Here is a 16,102-nt window from a genome sequence, read left to right on the forward strand (position 1 = left end):
CGGTTCCGCGCGGGGGCTGTGCGGTGGGCCGAGCGGTTGCGCCGGACGGTTCGGTGGTGGGCCGAGCGGTCGCGCACGGCACGGTTGGCGTTGCGGGTGAGTGGTGCCGCACGGGTCCGGCCGGTGTCGGGCGGATCGCTCTGCCCGGCCGGTGTCCGGCCGGGCGGGCCCCCGGCCCGGTCCGGCTGCCAGAGGTGGCGTCGCGCCAGGAGGGTCTGCCTGGAAGACGTGTCTCCTCCGGTGGCCGGACCGGGGCCGGACAGGGCCGCGATCCTGTGGGATTCCCTCATGTCCGTGCGGGGCGAACTTGCTAGCGTCCTGAACAAATGGTCGCTCCGGCAGGCAGGCGGCCCGGACGTAGAAGGGCCAGGTGGTCGTCGTGAGATCCCGTCGTTCCCCACTCCTCGTAGCAGCCTTCATGGCCGCCGCACTCGCCACGGGAGCCGTCGTCGTCCCCGGCCTCGTGGTGCCGGCGTCCGCGGCGGAGTGCACGGCGGCGTCCTGGGCGGAGGGGACGAGCTACGCCGTCGGCGACCAGGTCACCTACGAAAGTCGCACCTACACCGCGCGGATCGCCCACACCGCCCACGTGGGCGCGGGCTGGAACCCGGCGGACACACCGACGCTCTGGACGGATGACGGCGCCTGCGACGCCGGCCCGGAACCCACGCCCAGCGAGCCGGAGCCGACGCCGTCCGATCCCGGGCCCACGCCCAGCGAGCCGGAGCCGACGCCCAGCAACGACCCGCCCGCGACGGAATGCGGTGTGCAGGGGCGGCCCGACGGCAAGGTCCTGCAGGGCTACTGGGAGAACTGGGACGGGGCGTCGAACGGGGTGCACCCGGGCATGGGCTGGATCCCGATCGACGATCCCCGCATCTCCGACCACGGGTACAACGTGGCGATGCTCGCGTTTCCCGTCATTCTCCCGGACGGCACCGCGCTGTGGGAGGACGGCATGGACAGCGGCGTGGACGTGCCGAGCCCGCAGGAGATGTGCGCGGCGAAGGAGGACGGCACCCGGCTGCTGCTGTCGATCGGCGGGGCGACGGCCAGCATCGACCTGACCAGTGAGGCCGTGGCCGACCGGTTCGTCGAGACCATCGTGCCGATCCTGCGCGACAACCACTTCGACGGGATCGACATCGACATCGAGGCCGGACTGGTCGGCAGCGGCGACATCGACACACCTTCCACGCAGCAGGCCAACCTGATCCGCATCATCGACGGGGTGCTCGCGCGGATGCCGGCCGGCTTCGGTCTCACGATGGCGCCGGAGACGGCCTACGTCACCGGTGGGAGCGTCGTCTACGGCGGGATCTGGGGCGCATACCTGCCGATCATCAAGCGGTACGTGGACAACGGCAGGCTCTGGTGGCTGAACATGCAGTACTACAACGGCGAGATGTACGACTGCGACGGCAACGGCTATGCCGCCGGCACCGTGGCGGGCTTCGTGGCGCAGACGGACTGTCTCGCCGAGGGGCTCGAGATCCAGGGCACCACGATCCGGCTGCCGTACGACATGCAGGTTCCCGGCCTGCCCGCGCAGCAGGGCGCGGGCGGCGGGTACATGCCGCCGTCGCTGGTGAGCCAGGCGTACTCGTCGTACGACGGACGGCTCAAGGGGCTGATGACCTGGTCGATCAACTGGGACGGGTCACGTGGCTGGACGTTCGGCGACAACGTCAGGGCGCTGCAGGGGCGGTGAGGCCGGTGCGAGGCCTGGCGGAGCCGCGACCTGGCGGAGCCGCACGGCCTCGGGTCAGCGGATCCCCAGGACGAACGGCAGCACCCGTGCGGCACCTGCCTGACGCAGCAGCCGCGCCGCGACCGTGAGCGTCCACCCGGAATCCGTGTAGTCGTCGACCAGGAGCACCGTCCGTCCCGGCAGGCCGCGCAACGCCGGCTCGCCGAGCTGCAGTTCGAGGCGGCGGGCGACGCCGGCGAGCCGCATCGCCGAGTTCACGTCGTGCCGGCCGCTCGCCTCGTGCGCCGCGGCCGGCCCGACCGCGCCGATCATGGGTACGCCGAGGTAGGCAGCCAGCCCGGTGGCCAGGTGGTACGAGAGCTGTGGTCGCGCCATCGAGCGCACACCCACCACCCCCTCCACCAGGAGACGGCCCCGCCCCGGGTCGTCGGCTCCGTCGGTCCCGGGAGAGACGCCCTGGGCCCCGCCTGCCGTGCTCTCGCCGTCCGCCGGTCCGGGCTCCTCCCGCAGCTCGTGCCAGTCGTCCAGCACGCGCGCCGCGGCGCGGCGCAGCGGTACCGGCAGCTCACCGTCGGACGCGCCCGGAGCGAAGAGCTCCCGGAGGGGCCCCGACCAGCCCAGTCCGTCGAGGCGAGCGATGGCGCGCCCGGTCTCGGCCTGCTCCTCGGCGGGAATCTTTCCGCGCAGGTCGAGCCCGAGGGTCGACAGACCGCTGGGCCACATGCGGCGGGCCTCCAGCGTCGTGCCGGGCCGGTCCATCTCGGTGCGTGCCTCGGTGACGGCCTCGGGGTCGGGCGCGTCGGGCAGGTCCACGCCACCGCATCGGTCGCAGCGCCCACAGGTCCAGCCCGGCACCAGAGCCGGGTCGTCCAGCTGGGCCCGTAGGTACGCCATCCGGCAGCCCGGTGTGGCGACGTAGTCGACCATCGCCTGCTGTTCGGCGCTCCGGGTCGCGGCGACTCGCTCGTAGCGCTCCCGGTCGTAGGCCCACTCCCGGCCCGTGGCCTCCCAGCCGCCCTTGACCCGGCGCACCGCGCCGTCGACGTCGAGGACCTTGAGCATCGTCTCCAGGCGGGACCGCTTGAGATCGACATGTGTCTCCAGCGCGGCGGTCGACAACGGCGTCCCGCTCCGCCGTAGCGCCTCCAGCGTCGCACGCACCTGCGGCTCGGCGGGGAACGCCTGTGCGCCGAACCAGTCCCAGATCGCCTTGTCCTCGTGACCCGGCAGGAGGACCACCACCGCCTGGTCGACGCCACGGCCGGCGCGACCCACCTGCTGGTAGTACGCGATCGGGGACGAGGGTGCGCCGAGATGGACGACGAACGCCAGGTCGGGCTTGTCGAACCCCATGCCCAGGGCCGATGTGGCGACGAGTGCCTTGACGCGGTTCTCCTGGAGATCGGCCTCGAGCTGCTCGCGCTCGGCGGGCTCCGTGCGTCCGGTGTACGCGGCCACCGCCAGCCCGGCCGTGCGGAGCTGGTCGGCCACCTGTTCCGCCGCCGACACGGTCAGGCAGTACACGATGCCCGAGCCCTCGACGTCCTGCAGCGTCTGCGCGAGCCAGGCCACCCGGGTCGGCTGATCACCGAGCTCCAGGACCGCCAGGTGCAGCGACTCCCGGTCCAGCTCGCCCCGCAGCACGAGCACGTCCTCCCGCGATGTCGCCGTGCCCCCGCTCTCTCCGCCCGCGATGGCGGCACCTCCGGCGACGCCCAGCTGCTCGGCGACGTCGTCGGTGACGCGCTGGTTCGCGGTGGCCGTGGTGGCGAGCACCGGGATACCGGACGGCAGGTCCGCCAGGAGCGTCCGGATACGCCGGTAGTCCGGACGGAAGTCGTGTCCCCAGTCGGAGATGCAGTGCGCCTCGTCGATGACCACCAGACCGGCGTCGGCGGCCAGCCGGGGCAGGACGTCGTCGCGGAACGCCGGGTTGTTCAGCCGTTCCGGTGAGCACAGCAGGACGTCCACGGTGCCGGCCGCGATCTCGGCGTGGACCTGGTCCCACTCGGTCACGTTGGAGGAATTGATCGTGACCGCACGGATCCCCGCTCGCTCGGCGGCCGCCACCTGGTCGCGCATGAGCGCCAGCAGCGGCGAGACGATCACCGTGGGGCCGGATCCCCGTGCTCGCAGCAGCTTCGTCGCCACGAAGTACACGGCCGACTTTCCCCAGCCCGTGCGCTGGACGACCAGGGCTCGCCGGTGGAACGCGGCCAACGCCTCGATCGCGCGCCACTGGTCCTCCCGCAGCGCGGCGTCGTCGCGCCCGACGAGCGCCCGCAGCGCGGCTTCCGCCTCGTCCCGCAGGTCATCGCCCGGCGACGCCGCGACCGGCTCCGTACGCTGCGGATGCTCGCCGCGTACGGCGGTCGCCTCGTGCTGCCGTTCCTCGGCCCGCGGCTCCTCGCCCGGCAGATCCTCGCCCGGCGGGTCCGCACCCGGCGTCGTCTCGCCCGGCGGCTCCGCGAGTGCCGGCGCTCCGCCCTCCGACGGATACCCCGCCCCGGGCACCGAAGTGGCGCGCGGCACCCCGGCCGCGCCCGCGGCGGTGTCGGCGCCGGTCGCGAGGGACCCGGCCGACCTGCCCGCCTCGTCGAGCATCCCGCGCAGCATCCGCAGCCGGGCCGCCTGTGCCTCGGGAGTGTTCCGCGCCGACGGCGGCAGCGCGGGTTCGCCGAGGTCGACGAGCACGGCGTCGTCGTCCGGCGGTTCCTCCACGGCGAACGGAAGGTCTGCGAAGGGATCGTTGGTCACGCTGTCGATCGTAGGGGTGGCCACCGACACACGTGCGACTTCCTCGCAGAGGCTGTGGAAAACCGGGCCGCCCCGCGGCGCCTACGACGGCCCGCGCTCGCGCCGGAGCGCCATCGCCGAGCCCACCACCGCCGTCACGTCCGCCATCGCCGCGACGACCTCCGCCGTACCGGCGAACTCGAACGGCGACAGCACGCCGAAGAACCCGACCGTGGCCGACAGCAGGTACGCCGTCAAGGTCAGCAGCCCGAACCCGATCCCGCCCAGGAGCGGAAGCCGGTGACGCCAGACGATGATCGCCGCGGTGAGGACGATGCCTCCTACGGCGTTCAGCAGGAAGAGCGGGCCCACGACGTCGATGTCCCGGTATCCCTGGAACCACAGGACGAGATGGACCAGCGCGGACGCGAACACACCGGCGGCACCGAACCCTCGCCACACGGCCGCGACCGGCGCTCCGTCCTGGTCCATGGCTGGCGTGTCCTGCGGTGACGGGTCCATGATCGACATGTTGCCGAACGTGGCCCCGCTTGGCCAGGGGCGTGTCCGGACGACGGCCAACCGCCCAGGACGATGCCGGAGGCGCTCGTGACGCACACCCGACCGGGACGCTCGCAGGCTCCCGCTGCCGACGCCCTCGCCGCCGTTCGCGCCCTGTCCGCGCCCGCGTCGTCGTCCGCGACGGACGAGGACCCGACCCGCCGCGAGATCCTTCGGGGAGCGGGCGCGGTCTGCGGCGCTCTGGCGGGCGGCATCGCGCTCGCGGCCTGCTCCGGAGGCGGGCGGCAGCAGCCCGGTACCGGTCCGGTCGCGCCCGGTCTCGTCGTCGTCCCGCTCGGCGACGTACCGGTCGGCGGTGCCGTGTCCGCGACGATCGACGGCCAGGAGGTCCTCGTCACCCGGCCCGCCGAGGACGAGGTCCATGCCTTCAGCGCGACCTGTACCCACCAGGGCTGCACGGTCGGCCCGGGTGAGGGCGACCTCGTGTGCCCGTGTCACGCGTCACGCTACGCGCTCACCGACGCGGCGGTCCTCGCCGGCCCGGCGCCCGATCCGCTGCCGGAGATCGCCGTCACGGTCGACGGCGACGACGTGGTGACCGCCTCGTAGGAAGGCCGCGAGCCGGCGCCGCGCCCGCTGGACGGACTTCGGCGCGGTCGTGTCGGACCTCTTCCGTAGACTGGCCGCGTGACCGCATCCCGCACCGAGACCCGGTCGGCCGCTGCCGCCGCGCCCGACGGAACCGCCCCGTTCGGGGGCCTGCCGATCCGGCCCGAGCTCGCGCACGAGCAGCCGTACGGCGCCCCGCAGCTCGACGTCCCGGTGCTGCTCAACGTGAACGAGAACCCGTACGCTCCGGCGCCCGAGGTCGTCGCGACGATCGCCCACGAGGTCGCCCGCGCCGCCGCCTCGCTCAACCGCTACCCGGACCGGGACTTCGCCGCCCTGCGGGCGGACCTGGCCGACTACCTCACCCTGGAGTCCGGCGTCCCGACGGGACCGTCCTCGATCTGGGCGGCCAACGGCTCCAACGAGGTGATGCTCCACCTGCTCCAGGCGTTCGGCGGGCCCGGGCGCACCGCGCTGTCCTTCGCGCCCACCTACTCCATGTATCCGGAGTACGCCAGGGACACCCACACCCGCTGGGTCACCGCGCGCCGCGAGGACGACTTCACCGTCGACCCGGCGAGGGCCGCCACCGCGATCGCCGAGCATCGCCCGTCCGTCGTCCTGCTGGCCAGCCCCAACAACCCGACGGGTACGGCGCTGCCGCCGAGCACCGTCGAGGCGATCCTGGACGCCGCGTCCGCCACCGACCCGGACACTCCTGCGGTGGTGGTCGTGGACGAGGCCTACGCCGAGTTCCGCCGCTCCGGGACGCCCAGCGCGGTCAGTCTGCTCGCGGACCACCCCAACCTGGCGGTCACCCGGACGATGTCGAAGGCGTTCGCCCTCGCCGGTGCGCGCGTCGGCTACCTCGCCGCGCAACCGCACCTCGTCGACGCGCTGCGCGTGGTCCGCCTCCCGTACCACCTGTCCGCCGTGACACAGGCGGTCGCTCGCGCGGCACTGCGGCACCGCGACGCGCTCATGGCGCAGATCGACGGCCTGCGCGGGGAACGGGACCGACTCGTCGCCTGGCTCCGCGAGCAGCGCACGCCCGGTGGTGCCCCGTTCCGCGTGGCCGATTCCGACGCCAACTTCGTCCTCTTCGGTACCTTCACCGACCGCCACGCCGTCTGGCAGGGCCTCCTGGACCGGGGTGTGCTGATCCGCGAGACCGGCCCGGAAGGCTGGTTGCGCGTGTCCGTCGGCACGCCGGAGGAGAACGCCACGTTCCGCGACGCCCTCACCGACGTGATCCGCACCCTTCCGCACGTGACCCAGGAGACCGCATGATGCCCGCCGAACCGTCACCACAGGGTGCTCCGGCCTCCGCGCCCGGTCAGGCCCCGGCCGCACGTTCCGCCCGCATCGAGCGGGCCACCTCCGAGTCGAAGGTCACCGTCGAGGTGAACCTCGACGGTGCGGGCCGCACCGACATCGCCACGGGCGTGCCCTTCTACGACCACATGCTCACCGCCCTCGGCAAGCACTCCTTGATCGACCTGACCGTCCACGCGGCCGGTGACACCCACATCGACGCGCACCACACCGTCGAGGACGTGGCGATCTGTCTCGGGCAGGCGCTGCGCCAGGCGCTCGGGGACAAGCAGGGCATCGCCCGCTACGGCGACGCCACGGTGCCTCTCGACGAGGCGCTCGCACTGGCCGTGGTCGACGTCTCCGGCCGCCCGTACCTCGTGCACGACGGCGAACCCGCCGGGCAGGAGTACCACCTGATCGGCGGCCATTTCACGGGTAGTCTCACCCGTCACGTCCTGGAGTCGGTGGCGCACCACGCGCACATCACGCTGCACGTGCGCGTGCTCGCCGGCCGCGACCCCCACCACATCGTCGAAGCCCAGTTCAAGGCCCTGGCGCGTGCCCTGCGCGCCGCCGTCGCGCGTGACCCGCGCGTCGAGGGCGTCCCGTCCACGAAGGGTGCGCTGTAACGTCCATGACCGACACACCCCGTCCCGCCGGCGGCTCCGGCGAGAACGAACCGGAGTTCCCCGACATCCCTGACGACCTGAGCTCGCTCGGGGATCTCGGCGTCGAGGTCCCGGACGACCTGTCAGGCCTCACCCAGAACTCGTCGGTGCCTGACCTGGCGGTGCTCATCACCCAGATCGCGGGCGCCGAACCGCTCGCCGCGGCCGCGTCCCTGGCCGGGCTGGACCTCGACGCGGTACCCACCGAGGTCGGGGCGCTCGCCGTGCTGCGCGATCCGTCCGGGAGCGGGCCCGATGACGCGGCGGCGGCACTGTCGCAGGTGGTGCGCGGAGTTCCCCTGGTCCAGGTCACGCGCAAGGGGGAGCAACTCACGTGCGTACGGTGGACCGACGGTGAGCGCGGCGACGAGATCTCCCCGGCGCTGCTGCTCGGCGGGGCCCCGCAGACCGTCGAGGACGTGCTGACCGGCTATGCGAAGGTGGCGGACCTCGAGGGCGTCGTGGCCTCCGGTGAGATCGGCAGGCTGAAGGCGATGCGCATGCTGAGCTCCGCCGCGCGCAAGGCCCGTAGGGCGAGCCGGGGCAAGCCCGGCACGAAGGACGGCGCCTGATGGCCTCGCGCGTCGTCGTCCTCGACTACGGCTTCGGCAACGTCCGGTCCGCCACCCGCGCGCTGGAGCGCGTGGGCGCGGACGTGACGCTCACCGCGGACCGGACGGCCGCCCAGGAGGCGGACGGCCTGGTCGTGCCCGGCGTCGGCGCGTTCGGCGCGTGCATGGCCGGACTCCGCGGGGTGCGGGGTCACGAGGTGGTCAGCCGCCGTATCGCAGGCGGCCGCCCCGTCCTGGGGATCTGCGTCGGCATGCAGATCCTGTTCGACGCCGGCGTGGAGCACGGGGAGCGTGCCGACGGCATGGGGGAGTGGGCCGGGACCGTCGAGCGGCTCGACGCCCCCGTCGTACCGCACATGGGCTGGGCACCGGTCGAGGCGCCCGGGGGGTCGCGATTGTTCGACGGCGTCGGTGACGAACGCTTCTACTTCGTGCACTCGTACGCCGCGCAGAGCTTCACCCAGGGCCACGACGCGCACGCCGACCCACGGTTCCGCCCGCCCCTGGTCACCTGGTCGCATGCCGGCACACCTGAGCACGGCACCCGGTTCGTCGCCGCCGTGGAGGACGGTCCCCTGTCCGCGACGCAGTTCCACCCGGAGAAGTCCGGTGACGCCGGCGCCCGGCTGCTGGAGAACTGGGTCCGCGGGCTCGGCTGACCCCGTGACCGGTTTCATGTCCGACGACGGCGCCCATGGCGTCCTCCCGGAGGCGACGGGCCTCGTCCGGGACGACCACGGACCGCCGTCGTGCACCATCGACAGACAGAGGAAATCCATGACCGACCGACTGGTCCTGCTGCCCGCCGTCGACGTCGCGGACGGCCAGGCCGTCCGCCTCGTGCAGGGTGAGGCCGGCTCCGAGACCTCCTACGGCGACCCGCTCTCCGCGGCGCTGGACTGGCAGAGCGGAGGAGCGGAGTGGGTCCACCTCGTGGACCTCGACGCGGCCTTCGGGCGAGGGTCGAACGCGGAGCTGCTGGCCGACGTCGTCGGCCGGCTGGACGTCCAGGTCGAGCTCTCGGGTGGGATCCGCGACGACGCCTCGCTCGAGCGGGCGCTCGCGACCGGGGCGCGCCGCGTCAACCTCGGTACGGCGGCACTGGAGGATCCGGCCTGGACGGCAAAGGTCATCGCGGAGCACGGCGACCGGGTCGCCGTCGGGCTGGACGTACGCGGGACGACCCTCGCGGCGCGCGGCTGGACCCGCGAGGGCGGTGACCTGTACGAGGTGCTCGGGCGACTCGACGAGGCGGGCTGCGCGCGCTACGTCGTCACGGACGTGACCAAGGACGGTACGCTCCGCGGCCCGAACCTGGACCTGCTGGCCGACGTCGCCGGGCGGACGTCCGCGCACGTCGTGGCGTCAGGCGGGATCTCGTCCCTGGACGACCTGCGGGCACTGCGGTCCCTGCGGACGCCCGGGGGAAGGTCGGTCGAGGGCGCCGTCGTGGGCAAGGCGCTGTACGCGGGAGCCTTCACCCTGCCCGAGGCGCTGGACGTGGCGGGCCGGCCGTGACGGGGGGCCGCTCGATCCAGCCCACCAGCCAGTTCGCGGGCGACGACGGCTCGGCCGATGCGGAACTGACCCGCCTTCTGGCCGGGCACTCCACGGGCACGGTCCCGCTGGTGGACGTCGTGGCGCGACTCGGCGTCACCCGGGTGCTCGTGCCGGTCCTGGCCGAGCTCGCCGTCGGGGAGGACGTCACCGGCCCGGGCGGCCGGACGCTGCACGTGGACAAGGAGGCCTCGTCGGGCGTGGTGGCCCTCGAGGCGCCCGACGGCCGCCGGGCGCTGCCGGTGTTCACGTCGGTGGCGGCGATGTCGGCGTGGCGCACGGATGCCCGGCCGGTTCCGGTCGAGGCCACGCGGGCCGCGCTGTCCGCGGTGAACGAGGACTGGTCGCTGCTGGTCGTCGATCCCGGTGGGCCGGTGACCGTGCAGGTGCCGCGACCCGCCGTCTGGGCGCTGGCGCAGGGGGAGCGCTGGCGTCCCGCGCTCGAGGCCACCGAGGACGGGCTTCGGGTGGAACGCGAGGTCGCGGAGGCCGTGACGGTGGCGGCGGCACCCGTACGGCACGTCGTCCGCGCGCATGCGGAGCCGGGCCGCAAGGCCGAGGTGGCCGTCGTCCTGGCGCTCGACCCCGGTCTCGACCGGGCCGGGCTGGACACCGTGCTGGGGCAGGTCAACGCGAGGCTCGGCGCCTCCGACGTGATCTCCCGGCGGGTCGACTCGCTGGAGCTTCGTATCGGTGCGGCGCGTTAGCCCGGCGCCACCCGGTCACCGTCCGCCGGGTCCGGCGGGCGTTCGCGCGATCGAGCGCTAGGAGGCCTCGCACGTGGCGACGTTCTCGAACGCCGTGGCGTCGGCGAGCAGGTCCCGCACGGTGGAGATCGGGACCAGCAGACTGTCGTCGTCGGCGGTCTTCGCGTAGACCACGCCGATCACGCGTCCCTGGTCGTCCAGCGCCGCCGAGCCCGACGAGCCCGGCTCGACCTTGGCGTCCGTCACGAGGACCTCGCCGAGGTTGGCGTTCAGGGGATCGCGCGTCGAGCCGATCACGCGTCCCGCGGAGATGGTGAGCTCGCCGCCGGACGGATAACCGACGATCGTCACGTCGTCGCCCTGCCGCGGATCGGTCTCCGCGAGCACGGGGTAGGAGGGCAGCGCGTCCCGGGTGCGGACGATCGCCAGGTCGGCGAGCGCGGCGGTGGCAGCGGTGCCGACGTCGATGTCGCGGCCGTCGTAGGTGCTGACCTGCAGGTTGTCGCTGTCCGCGACCACGTGCTTGTTCGTGATCAGGGTGTACTCGTCGACGGCGAACCCGGACCCGGTCGACAGCTCGTCGCAGCCCACGTTCCGTACGCGCACCGCCATCCGCTGCACGGCGTCGAACCCGTCGGGCGAGATCGTCTCGCTGCCCTCGGCCGGTTCCAGGTCGGACACACGCGACGGCACGATCTCGTTCGGCACGGGCTCCGGCAGCGCGGGCAGCACCCCGCAGCCCGACCCTGCCAGGGCGACGAGGGCGGCGAGCGCGGCCAGGCGGCCGCCGCGCCTCACGACGCGAGCTCCTGCTGCAGCGCGTCGTTGGCGTCACCGGCCTTGTCGCACAGCTCGCCCACCTGGTTCTTGAAGCGCGTCAGGTCGGCGGCGTCGTAGGCGTCGGCGTCCTCGAGGTAGCCGATGAGCTGCTCCTGGGCGTCGACGCACTGACCGAGGGCGACGGCGACCTTCGCCGCTGCCTCGCTCACCCGCGCCTGGTAGTCGAGATGCTGACGTGACGCCACGTTCTCGTCACCGAGCTGCGCCTTCTCGTTGGCGAGCTCGCTGATCCTGCCGGTGGCGGTGGCGAGCTGGTCGCGGGCGGCGGCCAGCTCCGCGTTCACGCCGTCGAGCTGTCGGCCCAGCGCCGCGGCCTCGGCGGCGTGGTCGCGCGCCTCGCCCTCCCATTCCTGCGCGGTGCGCTGCCACTGCGTGGTGGTCACCCAGAGATAGCCGGCCAGCACGAGCGTCAGGATCAGTGCCGCGGCGAGCCAGGGCGAGGCACCGGCGCGACGCCGGCCGGGTCCGGGCGGTGGGAGCGGCGCGGGTGGCGCGCCGTACCCGTCGGGCGGCGGTGGGGCGGGGGGAGTCGTGGTCATGGGCCTACTTCGGTCGCGGAGGGGTCAGCAGGGTGGTGCTGGAACGGGCCGCGTCGTCAGTCAGACGACGGAGCCGGTGTACTTCTCGCCGGGGCCTTCCCCCGGCTCGTCGGGGATCACGGAGGCCTCCCGGAACGCCAGCTGGAGCGAGCGCAGGCCGTCGCGCAGCGAACGGGCGTGCTGGTTGCCGATGTCCGGGGCCGACGCCGTCACCAGCGCGGCCAGCGCCGTGATGAGCTTGCGGGCCTCGTCCAGATCCAGGTGGTCGCTCGAGTCGTCCCCCTCGGCGAGCCCGCACTTCACCGCCGCGGCACTCATCAGGTGTACCGCGGCGGTCGTGATGACCTCGACGGCCGCGACGTCGGCGATGTCGCGGACGGCGGCGCCCGCGTCGTTCTCGCTGGTGCTCATGGGCCTTATCTTTTCATCCGTGGGACGGTACGTTCGCCACGGGTGTGGTCGCCGCCGACGCCTCGGGCGGGACGGGACGCCGGCCGGCGCGCCGTGAGCCGCGTGTCACAGGCGCCGGGGTGGGAGCGGTCGTGGCGTGCGTGCTAGTCTGGTCGCCGACCAACCTGGAGACTTGTGCTCCGGGTGCATCAAGTGGATCCCATCCCACCCGAGTCGCCACCGAGCGCCGAGCGCCGACAGTGTCCGGGTCCTGGTCGGGCAGTCGCGTCCGTGAGGCGTTCGGCTCGCTCACCGATGATGGCCTCCGCTGGTGCTCAGGGCGGGGGCCCTTCTCGTTCCTGGTGGTCCACCTGCAACTTCCTAGGAGCATCACCATCAGCGAGCCTCGCATCAACGACCGGATCCGTGTTCCCGAGGTCCGGCTCATCGGCCCGGGCGGGGAGCAGGTCGGCGTAGTTGCCACGGCAGTCGCCCTGAAGCTTGCCCAGGACGCTGACCTCGACCTCGTCGAGGTCGCCCCGAACAGCCGGCCGCCTGTCGCCAAGCTCATGGACTTCGGCAAGTTCAAGTACGAGTCCGACATGAAGGCGCGTGAGGCGCGGCGGAACCAGACGAACACGATCCTCAAGGAGATCCGGTTCCGTCTGAAGATCGACCCGCACGACTACGCCACCAAGAAGGGCCACGTGGAGCGGTTCCTCTCGGCCGGTGACAAGGTCAAGGTCATGATCATGTTCCGCGGCCGCGAGCAGTCCCGCCCGGAGATGGGCCGGCGGCTGCTCGAGCGGCTGGCGGACGACGTCGCGGAGCTCGGCTTCGTCGAGTCCATGCCGAAGCAGGACGGCCGCAACATGACGATGGTCATCGGCCCGGTCAAGAAGAAGGCCGAGGCGGCGAAGGCCGAGCGTCCCGCCAAGCAGCGTGGGCACGAGAAGCTGAGCAAGTCCCAGGCGCGCCGTGCGGCCGAGGCGGCAGCGGCTGCCGACACGGGGTCCGCCGACACGGGGTCCGCCGACGAGGAGACGCCGAAGGCGGCAGCGACCCCGGCGACCCCGGCGCCGTCCGAGGCAGCTCCGGTGGCGGACACCGCGAAGGCCGCGCCGCGCCCGCGCACGACACCCGCGTCCAGGCCCGCGACGTCGAAGCCGGCGACCGCGCCCCGGCCCGCCGCGGCGCCGAAGCCGGCTGCCGCACCGAAGCCGGCCGCGGCGCCCAAGCCGGCTGCCGCACCGAAGCCGGTGGCGGCGCCCAAGCCGGTGGCCAAGCCCTCCGCTCCCAAGCCGGCGGCACCCAAGCCGCGCGGGCCGCGCAAGGGCTGACCGACAACCACAGACCACCCTGACACCGGGACCGCCTCATCGGGCCCGGTACGCAGTGCCGGGCCCGGCGGGTCCGGCTGACATGAGGAGAGACGGCAGTCATGCCGAAGAACAAGACGCACTCCGGTGCCAAGAAGCGGTTCCGGATCACCGGCAGCGGCAGGGTCATGCGCGAGCAGGCGATGCGCCGCCACTACGCCGAGCACAAGCCGACCACGCGTACCCGTCGCCTGGCGATGGACCAGCCGGTCTCCCAGGCCGACGTCAAGAAGATCAAGAAGCTGCTCGGCAAGTGATCCGGCCGGCGCCGTGAGACGCGGCGCCCGAGGACCCACTTCCAGCCCGAAGGACACAAGGAGCATCACGTGGCACGCGTGAAGCGGGCGGTCAACGCCCAGAAGAAGCGTCGTACGACCCTCGAGCGGGCCAGCGGTTACCGTGGCCAGCGCTCGCGCCTCTACCGCAAGGCGAAGGAGCAGGTCACCCACTCGCTGGTCTACAGCTACCGCGACCGGAAGGCGCGCAAGGGCGACTTCCGCAAGCTGTGGATCCAGCGCATCAACGCCGCATCCCGCGCACAGGGTCTCACCTACAACCGCCTCATCCAGGGTCTGAAGGCCGCTGGTGTCGAGGTCGACCGCCGCATGCTCGCCGAGCTCGCGGTGAACGACGTGGCCGCGTTCAACGCGCTCGTCCAGGTCGCGAAGGACGCCCTCCCGGCGGACGTCAACGCCCCGGCCGCGGCCTGAGGTTGACGAGGAACCACCCGGACGCCCGGACGGCGCCCAGCACCCTTGACGTGACGCTCGCCAATCCGCGGGCGGACCGGGTCAGGCAGGTGCGGGCCCTGTCCGGGCGTTCGGCGCGCTCGCGCCACGGCCTGTTCCTCGTCGAAGGGCCGCAGGGCGTGCGTGAGGCGGTGCGGTGGACGGCCGCCGGAACCGTGCGCGACGTCTACCTGACGCCCGCCGCGGCCGAGCGGTATCCCGAGATCGTGGACGCGGCGCGGGACAACGCCGCAGGGCAGCCCGCGCACACCGGGATTGCGGCCGCGACGCTCCGGCTCCACGTCGCGACACCGGAGGTGCTCGAGGCGATGAGCCAGGACGCGCAGGGCGTGCTGGCGGTGCTGCGTACCCGTCCCGCCGAACTCGATGCCGAGCTGCCCGGGGCCCGGCTGGTCGCGGTCCTGTGCAACGTCCGCGACCCGGGCAACGCCGGGACGGTGATCCGGGCCGCCGACGCCGCCGGCGCCGGCGGCGTCGTCCTCGCCGGCGAGAGCGTCGACCTCTACAACCCCAAGGTCGTGCGGGCGACGGCGGGTTCGCTCTTCCACCTGCCCGTCGTGACCGGGCGTGTGCTGGCCGACGTCGTCGCGCGGCTCCACGAGGCCGGGTTCCAGGTGCTCGCCGCCGACGGTGGTGGCGAGCACGATCTGGACGACCTGCAGGACACCGCCGGTCGGCGGGGTACGCCCGATCTGGCGTCTCCCACCGCGTGGCTGTTCGGCAACGAGGCGTGGGGGCTGCTCCCGGCGGACCGTGCGCTGGCGGACGCCGTCGTGCGCGTGCCGATCCGGGGCCGGGCGGAGTCGCTCAACCTGGCGACCGCCGCCGCGGTCTGCCTCTACGCGAGCAGCCGCGCGCAACGCTGACGTCTTCGCCTCCCGGCGTCGCCACCGTTCGGGCCGCTCGCCGAGGCGCGTCCTCGCCACCGGGGCCTGGCGGCCGCCACCACCCGCCGATAGCGTGGCCGTATGAGATACGTCCCGGATCTGAGCCGTCTCGTCGACGCGGCGGCCGAGCAGTTCGGCGTGCGGCAGGTCTTCGGTGACGCGTACGAGCGTGACGGGAAGATGGTGATACCGGTCGCGCGCATCCGGAACAGCGCAGGCGCCGGTGGCGGCGGCGGCTCCGAGGGGCAGGACGCCGCCCGCGACGGCGGGGGCGGGGGCGTCGGTTTCGGCCGCAGCGGCGAGCCGGCGGGCGTCTTCGAGGTGGACGGCGACGGAGCCCGCTGGGTTCCGGCCGTGGACGTCGGCCGGATCGTCCTGGGTGGCCAGGTCACCGTGGTCGCCATCGCCGTCGCGGTGTGCTGGGCGGTGTCGCGTCGCCGGTCCCGCGACGGGTGAAAGCGCTACCGGTTCCCGTCGGTGGCCGCCTAGGATCGCCGGGTGCGCTTGTTCACGGCGGTGTTCCCGCCCGAGGCTGTCCTTGACCATCTCGACCTCGCCGTCCACGGCGTGACCAGCACCGGCGCGTCCCCACGGTGGGTGCCGCGAGAGAACAGGCACATCACGCTCGCTTTCTACGCGGACGTACCCGAGGGGGCCGTGGACGAACTGTCCGAGGAACTCGCCGTCGTCGCCGCCAAGCACGGTCCGCTCGACCTCGGCCTGCGTGGTGCCGGCTCGTTCGGGGGCAGGGTGCTGTGGGTCGGGGTCGACGGTGACCTGGGTCCGCTGCGCGAACTCGCGCAGGACTGCCTCGCGGCGTCGCCGCGCGAGGTGCCCGAGGACGTCAAGCCGCATCGCCCGCACCTCACGATCGCGCGGGCACGGGCCGGGCAGGTGCGCCCGCCGCGCGGCCGTGACC

The 16,102-nt window shown here is 73.3% G+C and carries 19 protein-coding genes; 14 read left to right on the forward strand and 5 right to left on the reverse strand.

The genetic code is table 11. The features are described from left to right. Window positions 1-418: 418 nt before the first annotated feature. The gene (locus J0911_RS01645; protein ID WP_207273660.1) at window positions 419-1,711 is read left to right on the forward strand and encodes a carbohydrate-binding protein; all 1,293 of its coding nucleotides are present in this window, start codon (window positions 419-421) and stop codon (window positions 1,709-1,711) included. Between the two features lie 54 nt (window positions 1,712-1,765). Here the strand turns inward: J0911_RS01645 and J0911_RS01650 are convergent, their stop codons facing one another. Both J0911_RS01650 and J0911_RS01655 read right to left on the reverse strand, forming a co-directional pair. Then, window positions 1,766-4,468 carry a RecQ family ATP-dependent DNA helicase gene (locus tag J0911_RS01650; RefSeq protein ID WP_307864860.1) on the reverse strand — a complete coding sequence of 901 codons (2,703 nt, stop codon included), beginning with the start codon at window positions 4,466-4,468 and terminating at the stop codon, window positions 1,766-1,768. Between the two features lie 81 nt (window positions 4,469-4,549). Then, window positions 4,550-4,978, reverse strand: coding sequence for a hypothetical protein (locus J0911_RS01655; protein WP_207273661.1), 429 nt, complete (start codon window positions 4,976-4,978; stop codon window positions 4,550-4,552). A 78-nt stretch (window positions 4,979-5,056) separates the two neighbouring features. Here J0911_RS01655 and J0911_RS01660 point away from each other — a divergent pair, with 78 nt between their 5' ends. The 7 genes from J0911_RS01660 (at window position 5,057) to J0911_RS01690 (ending at window position 10,399) form a co-directional block, all read left to right on the forward strand. Beyond that, complete coding sequence (locus tag J0911_RS01660; protein ID WP_307864861.1) at window positions 5,057-5,578, forward strand: QcrA and Rieske domain-containing protein; 522 nt, start codon at window positions 5,057-5,059, stop codon at window positions 5,576-5,578. Between the two features lie 150 nt (window positions 5,579-5,728). Next, window positions 5,729-6,868, forward strand: a complete 1,140-nt coding sequence (locus J0911_RS01665) for a histidinol-phosphate transaminase (RefSeq protein WP_207273675.1) — start codon at window positions 5,729-5,731, stop codon at window positions 6,866-6,868. Then, complete coding sequence (gene hisB, locus J0911_RS01670) at window positions 6,868-7,524, forward strand: imidazoleglycerol-phosphate dehydratase HisB (RefSeq protein ID WP_207273676.1); 657 nt, start codon at window positions 6,868-6,870, stop codon at window positions 7,522-7,524. The genes J0911_RS01665 and hisB overlap by 1 nt, the downstream gene beginning before the upstream one ends. A 5-nt stretch (window positions 7,525-7,529) precedes the next feature. Continuing rightward, window positions 7,530-8,135: a hypothetical protein gene (locus J0911_RS01675; RefSeq protein ID WP_242636134.1), complete on the forward strand. Its 606-nt coding sequence runs from the start codon at window positions 7,530-7,532 to the stop codon at window positions 8,133-8,135. Next, the gene (hisH, locus tag J0911_RS01680; protein WP_207273663.1) at window positions 8,135-8,794 is read left to right on the forward strand and encodes an imidazole glycerol phosphate synthase subunit HisH; all 660 of its coding nucleotides are present in this window, start codon (window positions 8,135-8,137) and stop codon (window positions 8,792-8,794) included. The genes J0911_RS01675 and hisH overlap by 1 nt, the downstream gene beginning before the upstream one ends. Before the next feature lie 118 nt (window positions 8,795-8,912). Next, window positions 8,913-9,653 carry a bifunctional 1-(5-phosphoribosyl)-5-((5-phosphoribosylamino)methylideneamino)imidazole-4-carboxamide isomerase/phosphoribosylanthranilate isomerase PriA gene (gene priA / locus J0911_RS01685; protein WP_207273664.1) on the forward strand — a complete coding sequence of 247 codons (741 nt, stop codon included), beginning with the start codon at window positions 8,913-8,915 and terminating at the stop codon, window positions 9,651-9,653. Beyond that, window positions 9,650-10,399: an SseB family protein gene (locus tag J0911_RS01690; protein WP_207273665.1), complete on the forward strand. Its 750-nt coding sequence runs from the start codon at window positions 9,650-9,652 to the stop codon at window positions 10,397-10,399. The genes priA and J0911_RS01690 overlap by 4 nt, the downstream gene beginning before the upstream one ends. A 57-nt stretch (window positions 10,400-10,456) precedes the next feature. On the opposite strand, the gene J0911_RS01695 is transcribed toward J0911_RS01690, so the two are convergent. The 3 genes from J0911_RS01695 to J0911_RS01705 are packed head-to-tail and all read right to left on the reverse strand — an operon-like array spanning window position 10,457 to window position 12,189. Further along, window positions 10,457-11,197 (reverse strand): S1 family peptidase, encoded by a 741-nt coding sequence (locus tag J0911_RS01695; protein ID WP_207273666.1) that lies wholly within the window; start codon window positions 11,195-11,197, stop codon window positions 10,457-10,459. Then, window positions 11,194-11,778, reverse strand: a complete 585-nt coding sequence (locus tag J0911_RS01700) for a hypothetical protein (RefSeq protein ID WP_242636135.1) — start codon at window positions 11,776-11,778, stop codon at window positions 11,194-11,196. The genes J0911_RS01695 and J0911_RS01700 overlap by 4 nt, the downstream gene beginning before the upstream one ends. A gap of 60 nt (window positions 11,779-11,838) precedes the next feature. Further along, window positions 11,839-12,189, reverse strand: coding sequence for a DUF1844 domain-containing protein (locus tag J0911_RS01705; RefSeq protein ID WP_207273667.1), 351 nt, complete (start codon window positions 12,187-12,189; stop codon window positions 11,839-11,841). A gap of 239 nt (window positions 12,190-12,428) precedes the next feature. Between J0911_RS01705 and infC the strand changes: the two genes are divergently transcribed. From infC to thpR, 6 genes are all read left to right on the forward strand, one after another. Further along, window positions 12,429-13,508 carry a translation initiation factor IF-3 gene (gene infC, locus J0911_RS01710; protein WP_307864862.1) on the forward strand — a complete coding sequence of 360 codons (1,080 nt, stop codon included), beginning with the start codon at window positions 12,429-12,431 and terminating at the stop codon, window positions 13,506-13,508. Between the two features lie 101 nt (window positions 13,509-13,609). Beyond that, entirely contained in the window at window positions 13,610-13,804 is a 195-nt protein-coding gene (rpmI, locus tag J0911_RS01715) for a 50S ribosomal protein L35 (protein ID WP_207273668.1), read from the forward strand. A 69-nt stretch (window positions 13,805-13,873) separates the two neighbouring features. Beyond that, window positions 13,874-14,257 (forward strand): 50S ribosomal protein L20, encoded by a 384-nt coding sequence (rplT, locus tag J0911_RS01720; protein WP_192863042.1) that lies wholly within the window; start codon window positions 13,874-13,876, stop codon window positions 14,255-14,257. Window positions 14,258-14,307: 50 nt separating this feature from the next. Next, the gene (locus J0911_RS01725; RefSeq protein WP_307864863.1) at window positions 14,308-15,162 is read left to right on the forward strand and encodes a TrmH family RNA methyltransferase; all 855 of its coding nucleotides are present in this window, start codon (window positions 14,308-14,310) and stop codon (window positions 15,160-15,162) included. A gap of 102 nt (window positions 15,163-15,264) precedes the next feature. Beyond that, window positions 15,265-15,639, forward strand: coding sequence for a spore germination protein GerW family protein (locus J0911_RS01730; RefSeq protein ID WP_207273670.1), 375 nt, complete (start codon window positions 15,265-15,267; stop codon window positions 15,637-15,639). Window positions 15,640-15,681: 42 nt separating this feature from the next. Then, window positions 15,682-16,102: RNA 2',3'-cyclic phosphodiesterase (thpR, locus tag J0911_RS01735; protein WP_207273671.1), on the forward strand; the 421-nt coding region annotated here is incomplete at its 3' end.

Source organism: Myceligenerans salitolerans, assembly GCF_017349295.1.
GTDB classification, from domain to species: Bacteria; Actinomycetota; Actinomycetes; order Actinomycetales; family Cellulomonadaceae; genus Myceligenerans; species Myceligenerans salitolerans.